This window comes from Rhodocyclus tenuis (assembly GCF_014197755.1).
Classification (GTDB): domain Bacteria; phylum Pseudomonadota; class Gammaproteobacteria; order Burkholderiales; family Rhodocyclaceae; genus Rhodocyclus; species Rhodocyclus tenuis.
This window is the reverse complement of the sequence record NZ_JACIGE010000003.1, coordinates 284,366-301,129: the sequence shown is the minus strand read 5'-3', so window position 1 is coordinate 301,129 and position 16,764 is coordinate 284,366. Positions and strand designations below refer to the sequence as shown.

The following is a 16,764-nucleotide window of genomic DNA, read 5'->3' as shown; positions in this document are numbered from 1 at the left end:
AAAGTAGGTCACCGCCAGGCTCCCCCATACCAACCCAACGCCCTCCCCGCTATCCAGCGGCGAGGGCGTCGGCCGTCTACTGACATCCCCTCCCCGCACCTACCGCAGAGTACCGCCAGCGCACTCCCCCTCCGCACGACCGGCCCTCGCCTCGCTCGCTCTTGCCCGCTCCGCGCCCCCAGGATCTGCCTCTCCCGGCTCCTGGCTGGCTTTTCCGCTGCGCTGAGAGGGCATCGGTAACAATCATCGCTTATCATGCGGCGTTGCCGATGCCGGAGGAAGCATGTTCATGCAGGAAATCATCACTTACGACCACGGCCTGTTCGCGATTGATGCCGGCTATGTCAGGCCGCAGATGGCAGCGATCCACTTCATTGTTGATGATGGTCGCGTCACTATCGTCGATACCGGCGTCAACGAGTCGTTGGCGCATGTCAAGGCAGCGCTCGCTGCGCTCGGGCTTGACCAAGCCAGCGTCGATTATGTCGTCCTCACGCATATTCATCTCGATCACGCGGGCGGCGCCGGCAGCTTCATGCGTGCTTTCCCCGGCGCACGCCTGATCGTCCACCCCCGCGGCGCACGGCATATGGCCGACCCGTCGAAACTCGTCGCCGGAGCGTCCGCTGTTTACGGTGATGAAGCCGTCCGTCGCCTTTACGGCGAGGTGTTGCCGGTCGCTGCGACACGCATCATCGAAGCGACGGACGGGCTGCGTCTGCCGCTCGGCGGGCGTGAACTCGTCTGCCTCGACGCGCCCGGACATGCCCGCCACCACCTCTGCCTGTTCGATCCCATTGCCGGCGCGGCGTTTACCGGTGATGCCTTCGGTCTGTCGTACCGGGAACTTGACGTCGACGGACGGCAGTTCGTCTTTCCGACGACGACGCCCGTGCAGTTCGATCCGGATGCTATGCGTGCCACCATCGACATGATCGCCGCGCTGCCACTGTCGGCCGTCTACCTCACGCATTTCAGTCAGTTGCGTGATGTGCCGGCGCAGGCGGCGGCGCTGCATCGCCGCCTTGACGCGCATCTGGCGATCGCCCGGCGCGAGCAGGCAGCGGAAAAGCACGCTGCATTAGCCGAGGGGGCCGGTAGCCGTGCGACACGCATCCGCGAGGGGCTTACCGAATTGCTGCTCGCAGAAGCGGAAGCATTTGGCAGCCACCTCCCAGCTGCCGAAATCGTCGAGCTGTTCGCGACCGATCTGGAACTCAATGCCCAGGGGCTTGATGTCTGGCTGGGTACGGAAACGGTCTGAACCTCCACGGTTCGCGGCCTGCGCTGCAGGCGAACGTCGCTGCCTGCACCCTTGCGCGGCGCGCACGAGCGCCGCTCCTACTATTCCCGCTGCGCGTTTGCCGCCAGATGGTCGAGTGCTTGCGCTGCGGCGAACAGGCCGAAGCTCGCCGTGACGCACACGGATGAGCCAAAGCCAGCGCAGTTGAGACCGCCGGCGAGCGCCGCACAGCTGTTGCCTTCTTGTGGCCGGCGCAAGGGCTCGCTCGAATAGACGGCAGAGACGCCGAACTTGCGGCCAGCTTCGCGTGTGAAACCGTAGTCGCGGCGCAAGGTCGAGCGCACTTTCGCGAGCAGTGGATCCTGCTCGGTGCGCGACAGGTCGGCGACGGCAATTCGCGTCGGATCGCTCTTGCCGCCGGCGCCGCCGACGCTGACCATGGCGCCGCCGCGCCGGCGCCACCAGGCGATCAGCGCCGCTTTCGCGCGCACCTGGTCGATGGCGTCGATCAGGAAATCGTAATCGTCGACGAGCAGCGAAGGGAGGTTGTCAGGGGTGACGAAATCCTCGATCTCGACGACCCGGCAAGCGGGGTTGATGGCGGCGATGCGCTCGGCCATGGCTGTCGTTTTAGCGCGGCCAAAGGCGTCGCCCAGGGCATGGATCTGGCGATTGACGTTCGACTCGGCGACCATGTCGAGGTCGACCAGCGTGATCGCGCCGACCGCCGAGCGCGCCAGCGCCTCCGCCACCCACGAGCCGACGCCGCCGATGCCGACGACGCAGACATGCGCCGCCGCGAAGCTCTGTCTTGCGGCGCTGCCGTACAGCCTTTCGACACCGCCGAAACGGCGCGCCAGATCCGCCTCGCCCGTTCCCGCTGCCACTCTTTCTGCCGCTGAACTCACTGTACTCAACCTTCGATCGCTCGCCTGATGACCTGATTGAACGGCGCGATCCATTCCGGAGCAAACTGCTTTTCACAGGCATTGACCTCGGCGATCGCCCGCAGCACCGAGCGGTTGCGCCCGCGGTGGATGTGCTTGAGCATCACCGCCTCGAAAGCGTCGACGATCGCCAGCAGACGCGCGCCGGCGCAGATGCCGCCACTCAGGCCACGCGGATAGCCGGAGCCGTCGGGCTTTTCGTGGTGCTGGGCGACGATCTCGGCAGCGCCGTCCCAACCCTGCATGCGGGTGAGCAGGCCGGCGCCGATCTCTGGGTGTGCGCGCAGGTCCTTCAATTCGCCAGCGCTCAGGTGGCCGACTTTCAGCCAGGCCGATTCGGGCAGAAACATCATTCCGACATCGTGCAGATAGACGGCCGCCTCGAGTTGCCCCTGATCGATCGGCTGTCCGGCAGCCTGGTTGGTCTCGCGCGACAGCCGCAGCAAGCGCGACGTACGCCCCTTGAACAGGGGCGAGCGCGATTCGAAACGCAGCGCCAGTTCGCGGAAGAAACGCAGGTCGTCGGTGCCGGCGACACGCGCTGTGGCGAAGGGCGCGGCAGCATCGCTCCCCAGATTGGGTGTCGCCGCTGAAGCGCGAAAGCCGGTGACCGCTTCGATCAGCGCACTGGCCTCGGCATCGGTCGCGCCAGGCTCGGCAAGCGCCAGCCGCTCAAGTCCGCCGACCAGCGCCGGCAGGCGCAAGGGGTCGAGTGACTTGCCGTTGGCCAGCGTCGTTGCTGCCAGTTCCAGGCGATCGACGGCCAGGAGGATGGCTTCGGCGAGCAATTCGGAAAAAACGAATTCGCCGGCGCGCAGTCGGCCGAGTGTCGTTTCGATCGGATGCGCGATGGCGACGGCCAGTTCGACCTTGCTCAGCGCCGCGTCCCCCTTGATGTTGTGCACGGCACGGAATATCTCGGCGATGGCCGCCGGGTCATTCGGCACGCGTTTCAGTCGGGCAACGTCGCGTTCGATCAGCGGCGCGTGGTCGTCGAGTGCGTCGACGAACTCAAGCAGCGCTTCGCGATCCCGGACCACCGGATCAGTGAGCAGACGTGGGTCCATTGGCAGTCCTCGTCAACAGTTGGCCCGATGCGGCGCGGGAATGGCCGGAGTTTAGCCGAAAGACTCCGCGGCGTCGCAGGGAAAGCGGGGTGGCCGCAACCGATGCCAGGCGGATGCGCTTGCGCGCTGCGGCCAAGCAGGACTTCGCTGCGCTGGTCCTGCCATCCGCGCTCGTCTACACTTCGCCCTTTTCAGCAAGGGATCAGACCATGTCCGTCACCACCACCGCCAGCGGCCTGCAGATCGAAGAAGTCACGGTCGGCGAAGGCGCCGTCGCCGAAGCCGGCAATACCGTCAGCGTGCACTACACCGGCTGGCTCACCGATGGCACCAAGTTCGATTCCAGCCGCGATCGCAACGATGCCTTCGCTTTTCCGCTGGGCGCCCGCCGCGTCATCAGCGGCTGGGACGAGGGTGTCGCCGGCATGCGCGTCGGTGGCGTGCGCAAGCTGACGATTCCGCCGACACTTGGCTATGGTGCGCGCGGTGCCGGTGGCGTGATTCCGCCGAATGCCACGCTGGTGTTCGAAGTCGAACTGCTCGGGGTCCTCTGAGCGCAGTCCGATGAGCAACCCTCCGCGCAAGACACTGAAGCTGCCGGCAAAAGCCGAAGGCGAGGCAAACACAGCGCGCAGCGGACGTCGTCCCCTGCGTGCGGCCAATGCGCCGCGCATCCGCCAGCCGCAAGCCGTGGTTGCCGTAGCGGCCGGCAAGCCGGCCGATGCGGCAGCAGCAACGCCGCGTGCGCGTCCGCAGCGTTCGTCGCCGGACGGCACCGACCCTCGCCGCAGTGGTCCGCCGACCGGTAATGCCGATAGCCGTGCAGGCCGGCAGGGCGGCAAGCCCCCGCCGCGGGGCCGCGACGATGCGCGTGGTGGACGCCCCGGCCCCGCTTTCGCTGGCAAGCCTGGCACTGCCGGCGGTGGTCGCCCGGCTGAGGGCGAGCGTGGCGCCGATGAGCGTCGCCGCGATTTTCGTGCGAATGATCCGGCAGGCAAGGGGCGACCCCGCGACGGCGACAAGCCGCGGGGAACAGCGCCGCGCGCCGGCGAAGCCATTCGCGGCGGCGGCAACCTGCGCCGCGATGCTTCGTCAGTCGCCGGCGATGACCGCTTCGCCCGAGACAAGCCGGCGCCGCGCGGCGGCCGGCCGGCTGCGTCAGGCGAGCGGCCGTTTCCGCGCAGCAAGCCGGCGCCGGATGCGCGTCCGGGGCGCGGCCAGGATGGCGAGCGCAGAACGCCGCGCGACACCGAGCGCACGACCGAGCGGAGCAGCGCAGGCGAGCGCGGCAAGTTCGCGGGGCGCGACAAGCCTCGCATTGACGAGAAGCCGGGCAGATCCGCCAAGCCCGCGGGTCCCGGCAAAGGCGGCCGTGAATCGTCGCAGGCCCCGTGGCGCGATGCGCCGCGGCCGGCCCCGGCGCGTGCCCCTGCCGCCAGCGAACGCCCGGCCCGCGCGCCGCGTTCGCCCGAGCACGACGGCGCTTCGCCCGAAGGGGTGCGCGTCTCCAAACTATTGTCGGAACAAGGGCTCTGCTCGCGTCGCGAGGCTGACGATTACATCGAGCGCGGCTGGGTTTTCGTCGACGGCAAGCGCGTCACCGAGCTCGGTGTGCGCGTGCCAGCGACCGCCGTCGTCACGCTGGCACCGGAGGCGCAGGCGCAGCAGACGCAGCGCGTCACCATCCTGCTGCACAAGCCGATCGGCTATGTGTCGGGACAACCGGAGCCCGGCTGCATTCCTGCGGTGAAGCTGATCCTGCCGGAAAACCAGTACATGCCGCCGGGCGCGCCGCCGTTCCGGCCGGGGCATCTGCAGGGTCTGGCGCCGGCCGGACGTCTCGACCTCGACTCGACCGGACTGCTGGTGCTGACGCAGGACGGTCGTATCGCGCGCGCGCTGATCGGCGACAACTCGACCGTCGACAAGGAATACCTCGTTCGCGTCGAAGGCAATGTCACCGAAGAGGGGCTGGCATTGCTGCGTCACGGGCTCGTTCTCGACGACCGGCAGTTGCGGCCGGCGATCGTCGAGCGCCTGAACGAGGACCAGCTGCGCTTCGTCCTGCGCGAAGGGCGCAAACGGCAGATCCGCCGCATGTGCGAACTCGTCGGTCTGACCGTCGTCGGCCTGAAGCGCGTGCGTATCGGCCGTATCGGTCTGGGTGCCTTGCCGCTCGGGCAGTGGCGTTACCTTAGCGACGACGAGAGCTTCTGATCTCTACCGGATGCCGGCGTCAGCAGGGATCGGCTGGCGCCGGCAGGCACCGGGCGTTCACGCCGTTTTGCCGCGGCGTGATGCCTGCTTGGTCGCCACGAACAGGCGCTGATCGACGGCGCTGCCCTTGAGAAAAACGTCCCGCTGCAGCTGTGGTCCGCTGGCGCCGCCGCGGACCTGCGGCCTTGTGTCCGCGCCACCTGCCCTGCGGAATGGTGACCGGGCAAGGAGCTCAGTCGTCGGCCTGTGCCGGCGCTGGCGGGGCGCCCTCATCGGCGCTGCGGCGTGCCTGTTTCTGCCGCAGTCGCGCGTTCTTGCCCTCGTCGAAGAAGGCGTAGCGTCCGGCCAGCTCGCAGCCTTTCATCCCGGGATCGCAGGGACGGTCGTCGACCTTGCTGCAGCGGTCATTCACTTCGTGCGGGCAAGCCCAGCCGCCGCCGCTCATCGCTCGTCTTTCCTGTCGTCGGCAACCGAGCGCATTGGCAGGCCGTTCAGCGGTAGCGGTTGATCGCGTCGCGCGTGGCCAGCGCCACTGCGCGCGCTGCCTGCGCGAAATCCTCGCCCTTGCCGGCATAGAGGATGGCGCGCGAGGAATTGATCATCAGCCCGCTGCCGGCGCTGCTGCGGCCGGCCTTCACCGTCGCCTCGACGTCGCCGCCCTGTGCGCCGATGCCGGGTACCAGCAGCGGCATGTCGCCGGTGAGCTCGCGCACGCGCGCGATTTCGGCAGGGAAGGTGGCGCCGACGACCAGCGCCAGCTGGCCGGTGTGGTTCCATTCGCCAGCGGCGAGACGCGCGACGCGTTCAAAGAGGCGCTCGCCGCCAACGTCGAGGAACTGCAGGTCGCTGCCGCCCGGGTTGGAGGTGCGGCAGAGCAGGATGACGCCCCGGTCGGACCAGGCGAGGTAGGGCTCGATCGAGTCGCGGCCCATGTAGGGATTCACCGTCACCGCGTCGGCGCGGTAGCGCTCGAAGGCCTCGACGGCGTACTGCTCGGCGGTGCTGCCGATGTCGCCACGCTTGGCGTCGAGGATCACCGGCACTTCGGGATGACGCTCGCGGATGTGCGCGATCAGCGCTTCCAGCTGGTCTTCGGCGCGGCGCGCGGCAAAGTAGGCGATCTGCGGCTTGAAGGCGCAGGCGAGGTCGGCGGTGGCATCGACGATCGCCTTGCAGAACTCGAAAATCGCATCAGGGCCTCCGCTAAGGTGCGCCGGGAACTTCGCCGGATCGGGATCGAGGCCGACGCAGAGCAGCGAATTGCGCGTCGTCCACGCGGCATTCAGGCGGTCGATGAAGGTGCTGGTTGTGTGCATGAGGCTCGTTCGGCGCGGAATGAGCCGCCATTGTAAACGTCGCCGCGGCATTTTTTGCCGTGATCGGGCGTCGCCGATGCCGGGATCGCTGCCATCTTGCGCTGTGGTGACGGCCATCGTGTGAACAGTTCGGGCGCGAGTCGCTTGTGCCGCTAAGATAGCGCTTTATGCCGGCGGCGAATGATGCGCGGCGCGGCATCCGGAAGCATCTAGGCAGGGGAATCAACATGCAACAAAAACGGGGAAGCGTGCTGCTGGGTCTGGGTTGTCTGCTGGCCATGCCGCTGGCCGAAGCGGCCAGCCTGCAGTCTTGCGCGGCAATCAGCGAAAACGCGCAACGCTTGCGCTGTTTCGACGAACTGGCGCGCGACCAGGGACCGTTGCTCGCCGCCAATACGGCCGCTCTGCAGCCGGCGGCGGTCGCTGCGCCGGCGCCTCAAGCTGCGCCAGCGGCGAGCGAAAGCGCGCCGGTCAGTCCTCTTGCCGAGCGCTGGGAGGTCAATGCCGAGAGCAAGCGTGGCGTCTGGTCGTTCCGCCCGCACAAGACCAATTACCTCCTGTTCGGCCGCTACAGTGACCGTGTCAACGAGCGTCCCTTCTCGCCTTATCTGCACGCCAATGTGGCCGAAGCGCAGGGCCTCGATGCGACCGAAGCGAAGTTCCAGCTGAGCTTCAAGACCAAGGTGCACCAGGACCTGCTTGGTTCGGGCGCCGATCTATGGTTCGGTTACACGCAGCAGAACAACTGGCAGCTCTACAACAAGGGCATCTCGGCGCCGTTCCGCGAAACCGACTACGAGCCCGAACTGTTCGTCACCGTGCCGACCGACTACAAACTGCTCGGCCTGCGTGGCCGCTTCCTCAACGTCGGCTTCGTGCATCAGTCCAATGGGCAGAGCCGGCCATTGTCGCGCAGCTGGAACCGCATCTATGCGCAGGCCGGTTTCGAGATCGGCGACGACTTCAGCCTGCTGCTCAAACCGTGGTACCGCATCAAGGAAAGTGCCGACAGCGACGACAATCCCGGCATCAACCGCTATGTCGGCGATTTCGAGGCCGAAGCCAGCTACCGCTTCGGCGCGCAACGGCTGACGCTGATCGGGCGCAGCACCTGGGATGCCAAGCGTGGCTTCGCGCAACTCGACTGGACCTTCCCGCTGCTCGAGAAGCAGAAGCTGAAGGGCTACGTTCAGTTTACCACCGGCTATGGCGAAAGCCTGATCGACTACAACCATCGGCAGAACACGATCGGCTTCGGCGTGCTGCTCACTGACTGGATGTAAGCGCCCCGCTGCAACATGAGTGAGGCTCCCCTTCCCATCAGCTTGCGGGTGATGACGGCTGTCGACATCGACGGCGTCGTCGCCGTGCAGCGCCTGTGTTACCCGCCGGCGATGAACGAGCCGGCAGCAATAATCCGCTCCCGCCTGGCGACGGCACCAGCCTTTGCCTGGGTCGCGGCGAGCGACGCCGGCATCTGCGCCTATCTTGTCGGCTACCCGTCGCTGCTCGGCAAGGTGACGGCGCTCGGTGGCGGGTTTGTCGTGCCGGCGGCACCCGACTGCCTTTATCTGCACGATCTGGCCGTGGCGCCGCGCGCACTGGGTCGCGGCGTCGCCGGCGCCCTGCTGCGCCTCGCGCGGGACGCGGCGAGCGCTGCCGGATTCTCGCGGGCGGCACTGGTTTCCGTACAGGACTCGCTCGCCTTCTGGCAGAAGCAGGGTTTTTCCGCCGGGCCCGCATTGACGCCGCAACAGCGCGTCAATCTTGCCTCGTATCCGCCGCCGGCGTTCTATCTGAGCTGCCGCATCGACTGACGCCTGGCACTGTCATTCGCCGGGCGAGTGCGCACCAATCATCCGTGGCGCGCTACGATGCGTACTGGCGCAAATCGGGAAACAGAGGGGCGGCGTGAGTTCGAGGCTGAGAAAGACTGCGCTGGTGCTGTCCGGCGGTGGCGCACGCGCCGCCTACCAGGTCGGCGTATTGCAGGCCATCGCTGAAATCCAGCCCGAGCCGCTGTGCAATCCCTTTCCGATCATCTGCGGCACCTCGGCCGGCGGCGTGAACGCCGGCGTACTCGCCGTCCAGGCCGACAATTTCTCTCTTGCGGTCGGCAGGCTGAGCGAGGTCTGGCGCAACTTCCGGCCGCAGCACGTCTATCGCGCCGATGTCCCCGGGGTCGCTGCCAACGCCTTGCGCTGGCTGTCGGGGCTGTTCTTCGGTGCGTTCATTCCCTCGGGCGGATTGTCGATGCTCGACAACCGACCGTTGCAGAAACTGCTCGAGCAACATCTCGACTTTGCCAACATCCGCAGCAACATCGAGCGGGGCGCGCTCGACGCGATTGCCATCACCTGCTCGGGCTATACCTCGGGGCAGAGCTGCAGCTTTTTCGAAGCCGGGCCGCAGGTGGCAGGCTGGAACCGGCTGCAGCGTGTCGGCATCAAGTGCGCGATCAGCGTCGAGCACCTGATGGCGTCGACGGCCATTCCCTTCATCTTTCCGGCGTACAAGGTGCATCGCGAGTATTTCGGCGATGGTTCGATCCGCCAGATCGCGCCGGTGAGCCCTGCCTTGCACCTTGGCGCCGACCGGGTGATGGTCATCGGCACTGCCAGCGTGCGCGCGCAGGCGCCCGAGCGCACGCGCGGCGACGGCCGGCCGACGCTGGCGCAGGTCGCCGGCCACGTCATGAGCTCGATCTTCCTCGACGGCCTGTCGGTCGACATCGAACGCATCGAGCACATCAACCGCACCATCAGCCTCACCCTGCGCGGCGATCCGTGCGAAGCCGGTCTGCCTCTGCGCCGTGTCGATGTGATGGTGCTGACGCCGTCAAAAGCGCTCGAGGGCATCGCGCAGAAGCATGTGCATCGGCTGCCGTTCGCGATCCGTTTGTTGATGCGCGTGTTCGGTGCCATGCGCCGCAGCGGCGGCAACCTCGCCAGCTATCTGTTGTTCGAGCAGGTTTACTGCCGCGAGCTGATGCAACTCGGCTACCAGGATGCGATCGCTCGGCGCGAGGAGATCACGGCCTTTCTCGAGGGCAAGATGTCGCCAGTGCATGTGGCCCTGCTGCCGCATGCCGGAGCGAACGCAAGTTGAGCCCGCCCGTCGCCGAATCAGGCGTTTTCGCAAGACGCCCGTATTTTTATCAAGCCGGGGAATTCCCGCGTACGCCGCGCCTCTGAACCCCGGATTCTCCTGTTCCTTGCCTCTGGTTTTCCCGGAAATACGCCATGTTCGCCTCGCTGCGCCGACCTGATGTCCTGATCACCACGCTCGCCGCTGCCGGCATCCTCATGATCACCATGGGAACGCGGCAGTCGCTGGGCCTGTTCATCAGCCCGCTCGACGCAACGACCGGCCTAGGCATCGCGACGATCAGTTTTGCGCTGGCGATCGGCCAGTTCAGCTGGGGCGCCATTCAGCCGGTTGCCGGCGCGGTTGCCGACCGCTACGGTCCGCGCGCCGTGCTGATCGGCGGGCTGCTGCTGCTCGCCGTCGGCAGCACGCTGACGCCGTTCGTAAGTTCGGGTTTCGGGCTGACGGTGTCGCTCGGCGTGCTGGCGGCGATCGGTTCGGGCGCCAGCAGCTTTTCGGTGCTGATCGGCGCCGCAGCGCAGCGCCTGCCGCTCGAGGCGCGCGGATCGGCGTCGGGGGTGATCAACGCCGGCGGTTCTTTCGGCCAGTTCGTCGTCGCGCCGATCATGCAGAAGCTGATCCAGAGCGTCGGCTGGATGGGCGCGATGTGGGCGATGGCGGTGATGGCGCTGGCCGCCTTGCCGCTGGTCGGCAAGCTGACGCAGGGCGCACACGAGACGCACCCGCACGCCGAGGAGGACCGCGGCCTCGGCCACGCGATCCGTAGCGCGCTGCAGGATCGCAGCTACCTGCTGCTGCACGCCGGTTTCTTCACCTGCGGCTTCCACATCGCCTTTCTGGTGACGCACCTTCCCGGCGAGGTGAATCTCTGCGGCCTGCCACCGTCGGTCGCCAGCTGGTCGCTGGCGATCATCGGGCTGGCCAACATCTTCGGCAGCCTCTACGCCGGTTCGTGTGTGTCGCGCTACCGCAGCAAGTACGTGCTGGCGGCGATGTACGGCTCGCGCGCGCTGCTGATCGGCGTCTATCTGCTGGTGCCGCACACCGATCTGACCTTCTACCTCTTCGCCGCCGGGCTCGGTTTCACCTGGCTGGCGACGGTGCCGCCGACTGCCGCCATCGTCGGCAAGCTGTTCGGCATCCGCTATCTCGCGACGCTGTTCGGGCTGACGCTGCTCTCGCACCAGATCGGCGGTTTCTTCGGCGCCTGGCTCGGCGGCCTGACGATCAGCCGTTTCGGCGACTACGGCTGGATGTGGTACGCCGACATGGCGCTCGCCGCTGCGGCCGCGCTGGTCAACCTGCCGATCCGCGAAGCGCCGGTGGCGCCGGCCGCGGCGGTGGCATGAGCGTTCTCTCGCCGTGGACGCCCGCTTGCCTTGCCCGGCGCGTCCATGGCAATCCTGCTCAGGGCATGATCTCGACGTACTCGTAAACCTCGGCGTCGGCGATCTGTTTGCGCACCGGCAGCGACGCCTGCGCGAACCACGCCTGCGGGTCGTGGCGGTCGATCTCGCGGCCCATGAAGCGGATCAGTTCGCAGATCGGTTCGACGACGCGCTCGCGGTACTCGGCGTCCTGCTGCACGTAGCCGCGGTGCAGGTTCTTCATGCAGTTGCGGCGGCACCAGGCAAATGCCTCGCAGCCTTCGCACGGCATCGCCGGATGCGGCTGCAAGGGGCTTCTGCGCAGCCAGTTCGACTGGATCTCGCCCATCTGCATCGCCGGGTCGTAGAGCATGTCCGGGCAGGGGAAGATGCGACCGTCGGGCATCACGTTGAGGATGTGCGTCGACACGCGGCACTGCGTCAGGCCACGGCACAGCTCCTCGACGCGTGAGGGCAGTACCTTGTTGCGCACCATGCCCATCAGCGGAATCAACGGATAGAGCTTGTCGGTGCGGTTGAAGAACTTGTCGATCAGGCGAACGAGCACTTCCTTGCGCCGGTCGATCGAGTCGCCGTCGTATTGCTCGTCGGCGACGAACTGCCAGTAGAGGTAGTCGAAGCTTTCGGCGAGGTCGTCGAGTTCCTCGAAGCTGGTCGTCGGCTTGCCCCAGGTGACGCGCGCGGTGACGCTGCCGCCGATGCGGTCGCGCACGTGCGCGACGTTCTTCTGCACCTGTCGCCAGACGCCACGGCCGCGGAAGCCGTCGGTCGTTTCCTCGCCGCCGTCGATCGAGACGAGCACGTTGGAGAGCTTGTGCAGCACCCAGTCGGGCAGGTTGTCGAGCAGCGTGCCGTTGGTCTGCAGCTGGTAGCGGAAGCCGGGGAAGCGCTGCATCACCTGCTTCATCATCGGCAGGTTGAGCGTCGGCTCGCCGCCGTAGAAGGTGACGTAGATTTCCTTGCCGGCGAGCTGGGCGTCGACGAAGGCGGCCAGCTGGTCGATGTCGTACTTGAGTTCGGTCTGCGAGCCGAGCATGTCGCCGACGCCGAGCGAGCAGTAGCTGCACTTGAGGTTGCACTTGAGCGTGGTCAGTAGTTGCAGTTCGACGCGGCCGCCGACGATGGCGGGTTCGTTCGGGTTTGCCGGCGTGGCCGGCAGCGGGTGATGGATCAGCGTGCTTGCGGTCATGGTCGTGTCGCTTGGCGTTTCAGGTTGTTCGTGATTTTTCAAAGCTTCGGGGCTCCGTCGCACACTGGCGACGGAGCCCCGAAGCGATCGCTGGCGTGGTGTCGGCGCGGCTCAGCCCTTGCTCCAGGAATCCTTGAGCGTTACCGCGCGGTTGAACACCGGCGCGCCGGGCTGGCTGTCGACGCGGTCGGCGACGAAGTAGCCGTGGCGTTCGAACTGGAAGCGTGCCTCGGCCGCTGCGTCGCGCAGCGCCGGTTCGAGTTGGGCGCTGATCGTCTGCCGCGAATGCGGGTTGAGGTCGTCGAGGAAGCTGCGTTCGAGGCCTTCTGCGTCGCCCTCGCGACGCGCACCCGGCGCCGGCACGGCGAACAGGCGGTCGTAGAGGCGTACGTCGGCGGCGAAGCCGTGCGCGGCCGAGACCCAGTGCAGGTTGCCCTTGACCTTGACCGAATCGGCGCCGGGGGTTCCCGACTTCGTCTCCGGCAGGTATTCGCAGAGGACAGCCGTCACATTGCCGTCGGCATCCTTTTCGCAGCCGGTGCAGCGCACGACGTAAGCGTAGCGCAGGCGCGCCATGTTGCCGGGGAAGAGGCGGCGATAGCCTTTCACCGGCACTTCCATGAAGTCCTCGCGCTCGATCCACAGCTCGCGGCCGAAGGGGGTGCTGCGCGTGCCAAGCTCGGGGCGTTGCGGATGGTTCGGCGCCGCACATTCCTCGCTAGCGCCTTCCGGATAATTGGTGATGATCAGCTTGAGCGGGTCGAGCACGGCGATGCGGCGCTCGGCCGACTCGTTCATCACCTCGCGCTGGCAATCTTCAAACAGCACGAAGTCGATCAGCGAATCGGACTTGGAGACACCGATGCGCTCGGCGAAGAGGCGGAAGCCTTCCGGCGAGTAGCCGCGACGGCGTGCACCAACCAGCGTCGGCAGGCGCGGGTCGTCCCAGCCGTCGACGTGGCCTTCTTCAACGAGCTGGATCAGGCGGCGCTTGGAGAGGACGACGTAGGTGAGGTTGAGGCGCGAGAACTCGATCTGCTGCGGCAGCGGCCGTTGCAGCAGGCCGCCGACGCTGCTGCCGTCGGCCAGCGTCGTCGTTTCGGCGAGGCGTTCGAGCAGCCAGTCGTAGAACGGGCGCTGATCCTCGAATTCGAGCGTGCAGATCGAGTGCGTGATGTTCTCGAGCGCATCCTCGATCGGGTGCGCGAAGGTGTACAGCGGATAGACGCAGTAGCGGTCGCCGCTGCGGTGGTGCGTGGCGTGGCGGATGCGGTAGATCAGCGGGTCGCGCAGGTTGATGTTGGGCGACGCCATGTCGATCTTCGCGCGCAGCACGTGCGTGCCGTCGGCGAACTCGCCGGCCTGCATGCGCCGGAAGAGGTCGAGATTTTCCGCGCGGCTGCGCGTGCGGAACGGCGAGTCGACGCCTGGGTGCGTCAGCGTGCCGCGGCCGGCGCGGATTTCGTCGGCGCTCTGGCTGTCGACGTAGGCGTTGCCGGTGATGATCAGGTGCTCGGCGAAAGCGAGCATCCACGCAAAGTAGCTGGAGGCGTGGTAGAGGTTGTCCTCGCCGCCGCCGCTCCACGAGAAGCCGAGCCAGCGCACGGCATCGATGATCGAATCGACGTATTCCTGTTCTTCCTTTTCCGGGTTGGTGTCGTCGAAGCGCAGGTGGCAGCGGCCGTCGAACTGCTCGGCGAGGCCGAAGTTGAGGCAGATCGACTTGGCGTGGCCGAAGTGCAGGTAGCCGTTCGGCTCGGGCGGAAAGCGCGTGCGGATCTTCGCCGCGTCGGCCGGCGCGGCGGCGTGGTCGGCGGCGGCGCCGGGCTGGCCCGACCAGCGGCGCGCGGCGAACTTGCCGGCAGCAAGGTCGGCTTCGACGATGTTGCGGATGAAATTGCTGGCGGGGGTTGCGCTTTCGTGCGGGGGATGGCTCACGGCGGTTCCTCGTTTCCGGAAGCAGCCTATTTTACAGCAGGCCATCGCCCCGCCGCCCCTGCTTGTACCATCGCTTTCAGCGGCAATCGGCAGTCGGCAATTCGCTGGCCAGCGAAAGTGTGATTCGCTCGCCAGCGGCGCGGCCCGCGTGGCAAAGCGTTAGAATTCGCGAGAAACGGGGACGGCAGCGATGGCACTCAGGAATCGACAATGAATTTACTGGCGTTCGCCGTCATCGGCATTGGTGCTGCCTGCGGCGCCTGGTTGCGCTGGCTGCTCGGTCTGGCGCTCAACCCGCTGTTTCTCGCGCTGCCGCTCGGTACGCTCGCCGCCAACCTGATCGGCGGCTACCTGATTGGCGTCGCGCTCGGGTTTTTTCACCAGTATGCCGACCTCGCGCCGGAAATGAAGCTGTTAGTGATCACCGGCTTCCTCGGCGGACTCACCACTTTCTCGACCTTCTCCGCCGAAGTCGTCGAACGCCTGCTCGCCGGCCAGCCGGCCTGGGCGATGACGCTGGCCGGCATTCATCTGTTCGGCTCGCTGAGCATGACCTGGCTCGGCTTGTACTCGATTGGTGCAAATCGTCTCTGGTCTTGAGCTGTTTTGCGAATTTGAGCCCTTTGTAGCTTAGTTTGGGCTATTGTTACGCGTTAATTACGCGCTTTTTCAGGTCGATACTGTCTTCAGCCGGAGGTTTACATGAGTATCACGCAAAGACTGGTCATCACCCTGTTGCTTGCACTCGGCGCGCTTTTCAGCGTCGGCGTTGGCGGTTTGTGGCAGCTTTACGAGGCGCAGCAGCGGCTCGAGTACATCCAGGCCAACACGCTGCCGAGCCTGAAAACGCTTGACGAAGCCGCACTGGCTTTCTCGCGCATCCGTATCGGCGCCTACCAGCACGCCTTGTTTGTCGATGCCGAAGCCAAGCAGAAGATCGAAAAGCAGATCGCCGATGACGAAGTGGTTTTCAACGGCCTGCTTGAGAAGTATCAACGCGAGCTCATCTCCGACGATGAAGATCGCAAGTTGCTCGAGGATGACCGCGCGGCGCTGCTCGCTTATCACGACATTCTCGCGACGGCGTTCGAGCGATCGAACTCGGGCGATGTCGATAGCGCGCGCACCATCCTGACGACCGCGCTGTTCGCGACGGCGCGCGTCATCAGCGGCGCACTCAACGCACACATCGACTACAACCAGAAACTGAGCGACAAGTTGCTGGCCGACAGCAAGGACGCCTATGTGCGTTCGCTGCAGATAACGATCGCTTCGATTGTCGTCGCGCTGCTTGCCGTCGTCGTCATGGGCGGGCTGTTGTTCCGGCATATCCGCGCCAGCCTGGCAGGCATCGAGTCGACGATGCGCGAGGTCAGCGCTTCGCTCGATTTCACGCGCAGCGCTGCGGTTCTGCGCAACGACGAGGTTGGCCGCACCGCGACTGCTTTCAATACCCTGCTGGAAACGCTGCGCGGCAGTCTGGGCGTGGCGGTGCGTAGTGCCGGCGATGTTTCGGTTGCGGCGCGCGAGTTGAAGTCCACCGCGCAACAGGTGGCGCAGGCGGCGACGGCGCAGAGCGAGGCGGCGTCGTCGGTGGCGGCGACGGTCGAGGAAATGACCGTGAGCATCAACCATGTTGCCGAACGTACGCAGGAAGCACAGACCTTGGCGACAACCTCGAGTGACCTGGCGCTGTCGAGCTCGCGCACCATCGCCGACACGATTGGCGACATTCGCGAAATTTCTTCCGTGGTGCGCAGCGCCGCCGGATCGATTCGCGACCTTGAGCAGCAGAGTGCCAACGTCGGCAATGTCGTGCAGGTGATTCGTGAGGTTGCCGAGCAGACCAACCTGCTGGCGCTCAACGCCGCGATCGAAGCCGCACGCGCCGGCGAGCAGGGGCGCGGTTTTGCCGTTGTCGCCGACGAGGTGCGCAAACTGGCTGAACGCACGGCAGCATCGACGCGCGAGATTGCCGACACCATCGAGGCCATGCGCGTCGGTTCGCAGCGCGCGGCCGAGCAGGTAATCGCCGTCGAGGCGCGCGTCAATGTCAGCGTTACGCGCGCTGACGACGCCGATCAGGCGATCCGTCGCATCGGCGAGGCGGCGCAGAAAACGAGCGAGACGGTGCACGAGATCGCCGACGCCATTCGCGAGCAGGGGATTGCCAGCAACAGCATCGCCGGGCAGGTTGAACGCATCGCGCAGATGTCCGAGGAGTCGAGCGCCGCTGCCGAACAGACCGCGGCCAGTGCCATCGGCCTCGACGAACAGGCCGAACAGCAGCAAGCGGCGCTCAGCCGTTACCGGATCTGATCGCCGGGAGACGCTGCCCGCGCAGCGTCTCC

The 16,764-nt window shown here is 66.4% G+C and carries 15 protein-coding genes; 9 read left to right on the top strand and 6 right to left on the bottom strand.

Translation table 11 applies throughout. From position 1 onward, the window contains the following. Window positions 1–283: 283 nt before the first annotated feature. A complete protein-coding gene (locus tag GGD90_RS06530; protein ID WP_322741679.1) occupies window positions 284–1,264 on the top strand; it encodes an MBL fold metallo-hydrolase in 981 nt (326 codons plus the stop codon). 80 nt (window positions 1,265–1,344) lie between these two features. Here the strand turns inward: GGD90_RS06530 and GGD90_RS06525 are convergent, their stop codons facing one another. After that, complete coding sequence (locus GGD90_RS06525; RefSeq protein ID WP_228273644.1) at window positions 1,345–2,151, bottom strand: tRNA threonylcarbamoyladenosine dehydratase; 807 nt, start codon at window positions 2,149–2,151, stop codon at window positions 1,345–1,347. A gap of 5 nt (window positions 2,152–2,156) precedes the next feature. Beyond that, the gene (locus GGD90_RS06520; protein WP_153115439.1) at window positions 2,157–3,257 is read right to left on the bottom strand and encodes an HD-GYP domain-containing protein; all 1,101 of its coding nucleotides are present in this window, start codon (window positions 3,255–3,257) and stop codon (window positions 2,157–2,159) included. Between the two features lie 209 nt (window positions 3,258–3,466). Here GGD90_RS06520 and GGD90_RS06515 point away from each other — a divergent pair, with 209 nt between their 5' ends. After that, the gene (locus GGD90_RS06515) at window positions 3,467–3,811 is read left to right on the top strand and encodes an FKBP-type peptidyl-prolyl cis-trans isomerase (RefSeq protein WP_153115438.1); all 345 of its coding nucleotides are present in this window, start codon (window positions 3,467–3,469) and stop codon (window positions 3,809–3,811) included. A gap of 10 nt (window positions 3,812–3,821) precedes the next feature. Continuing rightward, window positions 3,822–5,474: a pseudouridine synthase gene (locus GGD90_RS06510; protein WP_153115437.1), complete on the top strand. Its 1,653-nt coding sequence runs from the start codon at window positions 3,822–3,824 to the stop codon at window positions 5,472–5,474. Window positions 5,475–5,706: 232 nt separating this feature from the next. Here the strand turns inward: GGD90_RS06510 and GGD90_RS06505 are convergent, their stop codons facing one another. Next, window positions 5,707–5,919 carry a hypothetical protein gene (locus tag GGD90_RS06505; protein WP_153115436.1) on the bottom strand — a complete coding sequence of 71 codons (213 nt, stop codon included), beginning with the start codon at window positions 5,917–5,919 and terminating at the stop codon, window positions 5,707–5,709. 46 nt (window positions 5,920–5,965) lie between these two features. Beyond that, window positions 5,966–6,790: an orotidine-5'-phosphate decarboxylase gene (pyrF, locus tag GGD90_RS06500; protein WP_153115435.1), complete on the bottom strand. Its 825-nt coding sequence runs from the start codon at window positions 6,788–6,790 to the stop codon at window positions 5,966–5,968. 227 nt (window positions 6,791–7,017) lie between these two features. On the opposite strand from pyrF, the gene GGD90_RS06495 reads away from it, so the two are divergent. The 4 genes from GGD90_RS06495 (at window position 7,018) to GGD90_RS06480 (ending at window position 11,247) form a co-directional block, all read left to right on the top strand. Beyond that, window positions 7,018–8,073, top strand: a complete 1,056-nt coding sequence (locus GGD90_RS06495) for a phospholipase A (protein WP_184414987.1) — start codon at window positions 7,018–7,020, stop codon at window positions 8,071–8,073. Between the two features lie 15 nt (window positions 8,074–8,088). Then, a complete protein-coding gene (locus GGD90_RS06490; RefSeq protein ID WP_221227670.1) occupies window positions 8,089–8,607 on the top strand; it encodes a GNAT family N-acetyltransferase in 519 nt (172 codons plus the stop codon). 94 nt (window positions 8,608–8,701) lie between these two features. Continuing rightward, window positions 8,702–9,898, top strand: a complete 1,197-nt coding sequence (locus GGD90_RS06485) for a patatin-like phospholipase family protein (RefSeq protein WP_200384450.1) — start codon at window positions 8,702–8,704, stop codon at window positions 9,896–9,898. 134 nt (window positions 9,899–10,032) lie between these two features. Further along, window positions 10,033–11,247 (top strand): MFS transporter, encoded by a 1,215-nt coding sequence (locus GGD90_RS06480; protein ID WP_153115433.1) that lies wholly within the window; start codon window positions 10,033–10,035, stop codon window positions 11,245–11,247. A gap of 58 nt (window positions 11,248–11,305) precedes the next feature. Here the strand turns inward: GGD90_RS06480 and GGD90_RS06475 are convergent, their stop codons facing one another. Together GGD90_RS06475 and GGD90_RS06470 are read right to left on the bottom strand one after the other, a co-directional pair. Beyond that, a complete protein-coding gene (locus GGD90_RS06475; RefSeq protein ID WP_153115432.1) occupies window positions 11,306–12,475 on the bottom strand; it encodes a radical SAM/SPASM domain-containing protein in 1,170 nt (389 codons plus the stop codon). A 111-nt stretch (window positions 12,476–12,586) separates the two neighbouring features. Further along, window positions 12,587–14,413 (bottom strand): glutamine--tRNA ligase/YqeY domain fusion protein, encoded by a 1,827-nt coding sequence (locus GGD90_RS06470; protein ID WP_228273643.1) that lies wholly within the window; start codon window positions 14,411–14,413, stop codon window positions 12,587–12,589. Between the two features lie 210 nt (window positions 14,414–14,623). On the opposite strand from GGD90_RS06470, the gene crcB reads away from it, so the two are divergent. Continuing rightward, complete coding sequence (crcB, locus tag GGD90_RS06465) at window positions 14,624–15,013, top strand: fluoride efflux transporter CrcB (RefSeq protein ID WP_153115430.1); 390 nt, start codon at window positions 14,624–14,626, stop codon at window positions 15,011–15,013. 102 nt (window positions 15,014–15,115) lie between these two features. Further along, window positions 15,116–16,732, top strand: a complete 1,617-nt coding sequence (locus tag GGD90_RS06460) for a methyl-accepting chemotaxis protein (RefSeq protein ID WP_153115429.1) — start codon at window positions 15,116–15,118, stop codon at window positions 16,730–16,732. Window positions 16,733–16,764: the final 32 nt, after the last annotated feature.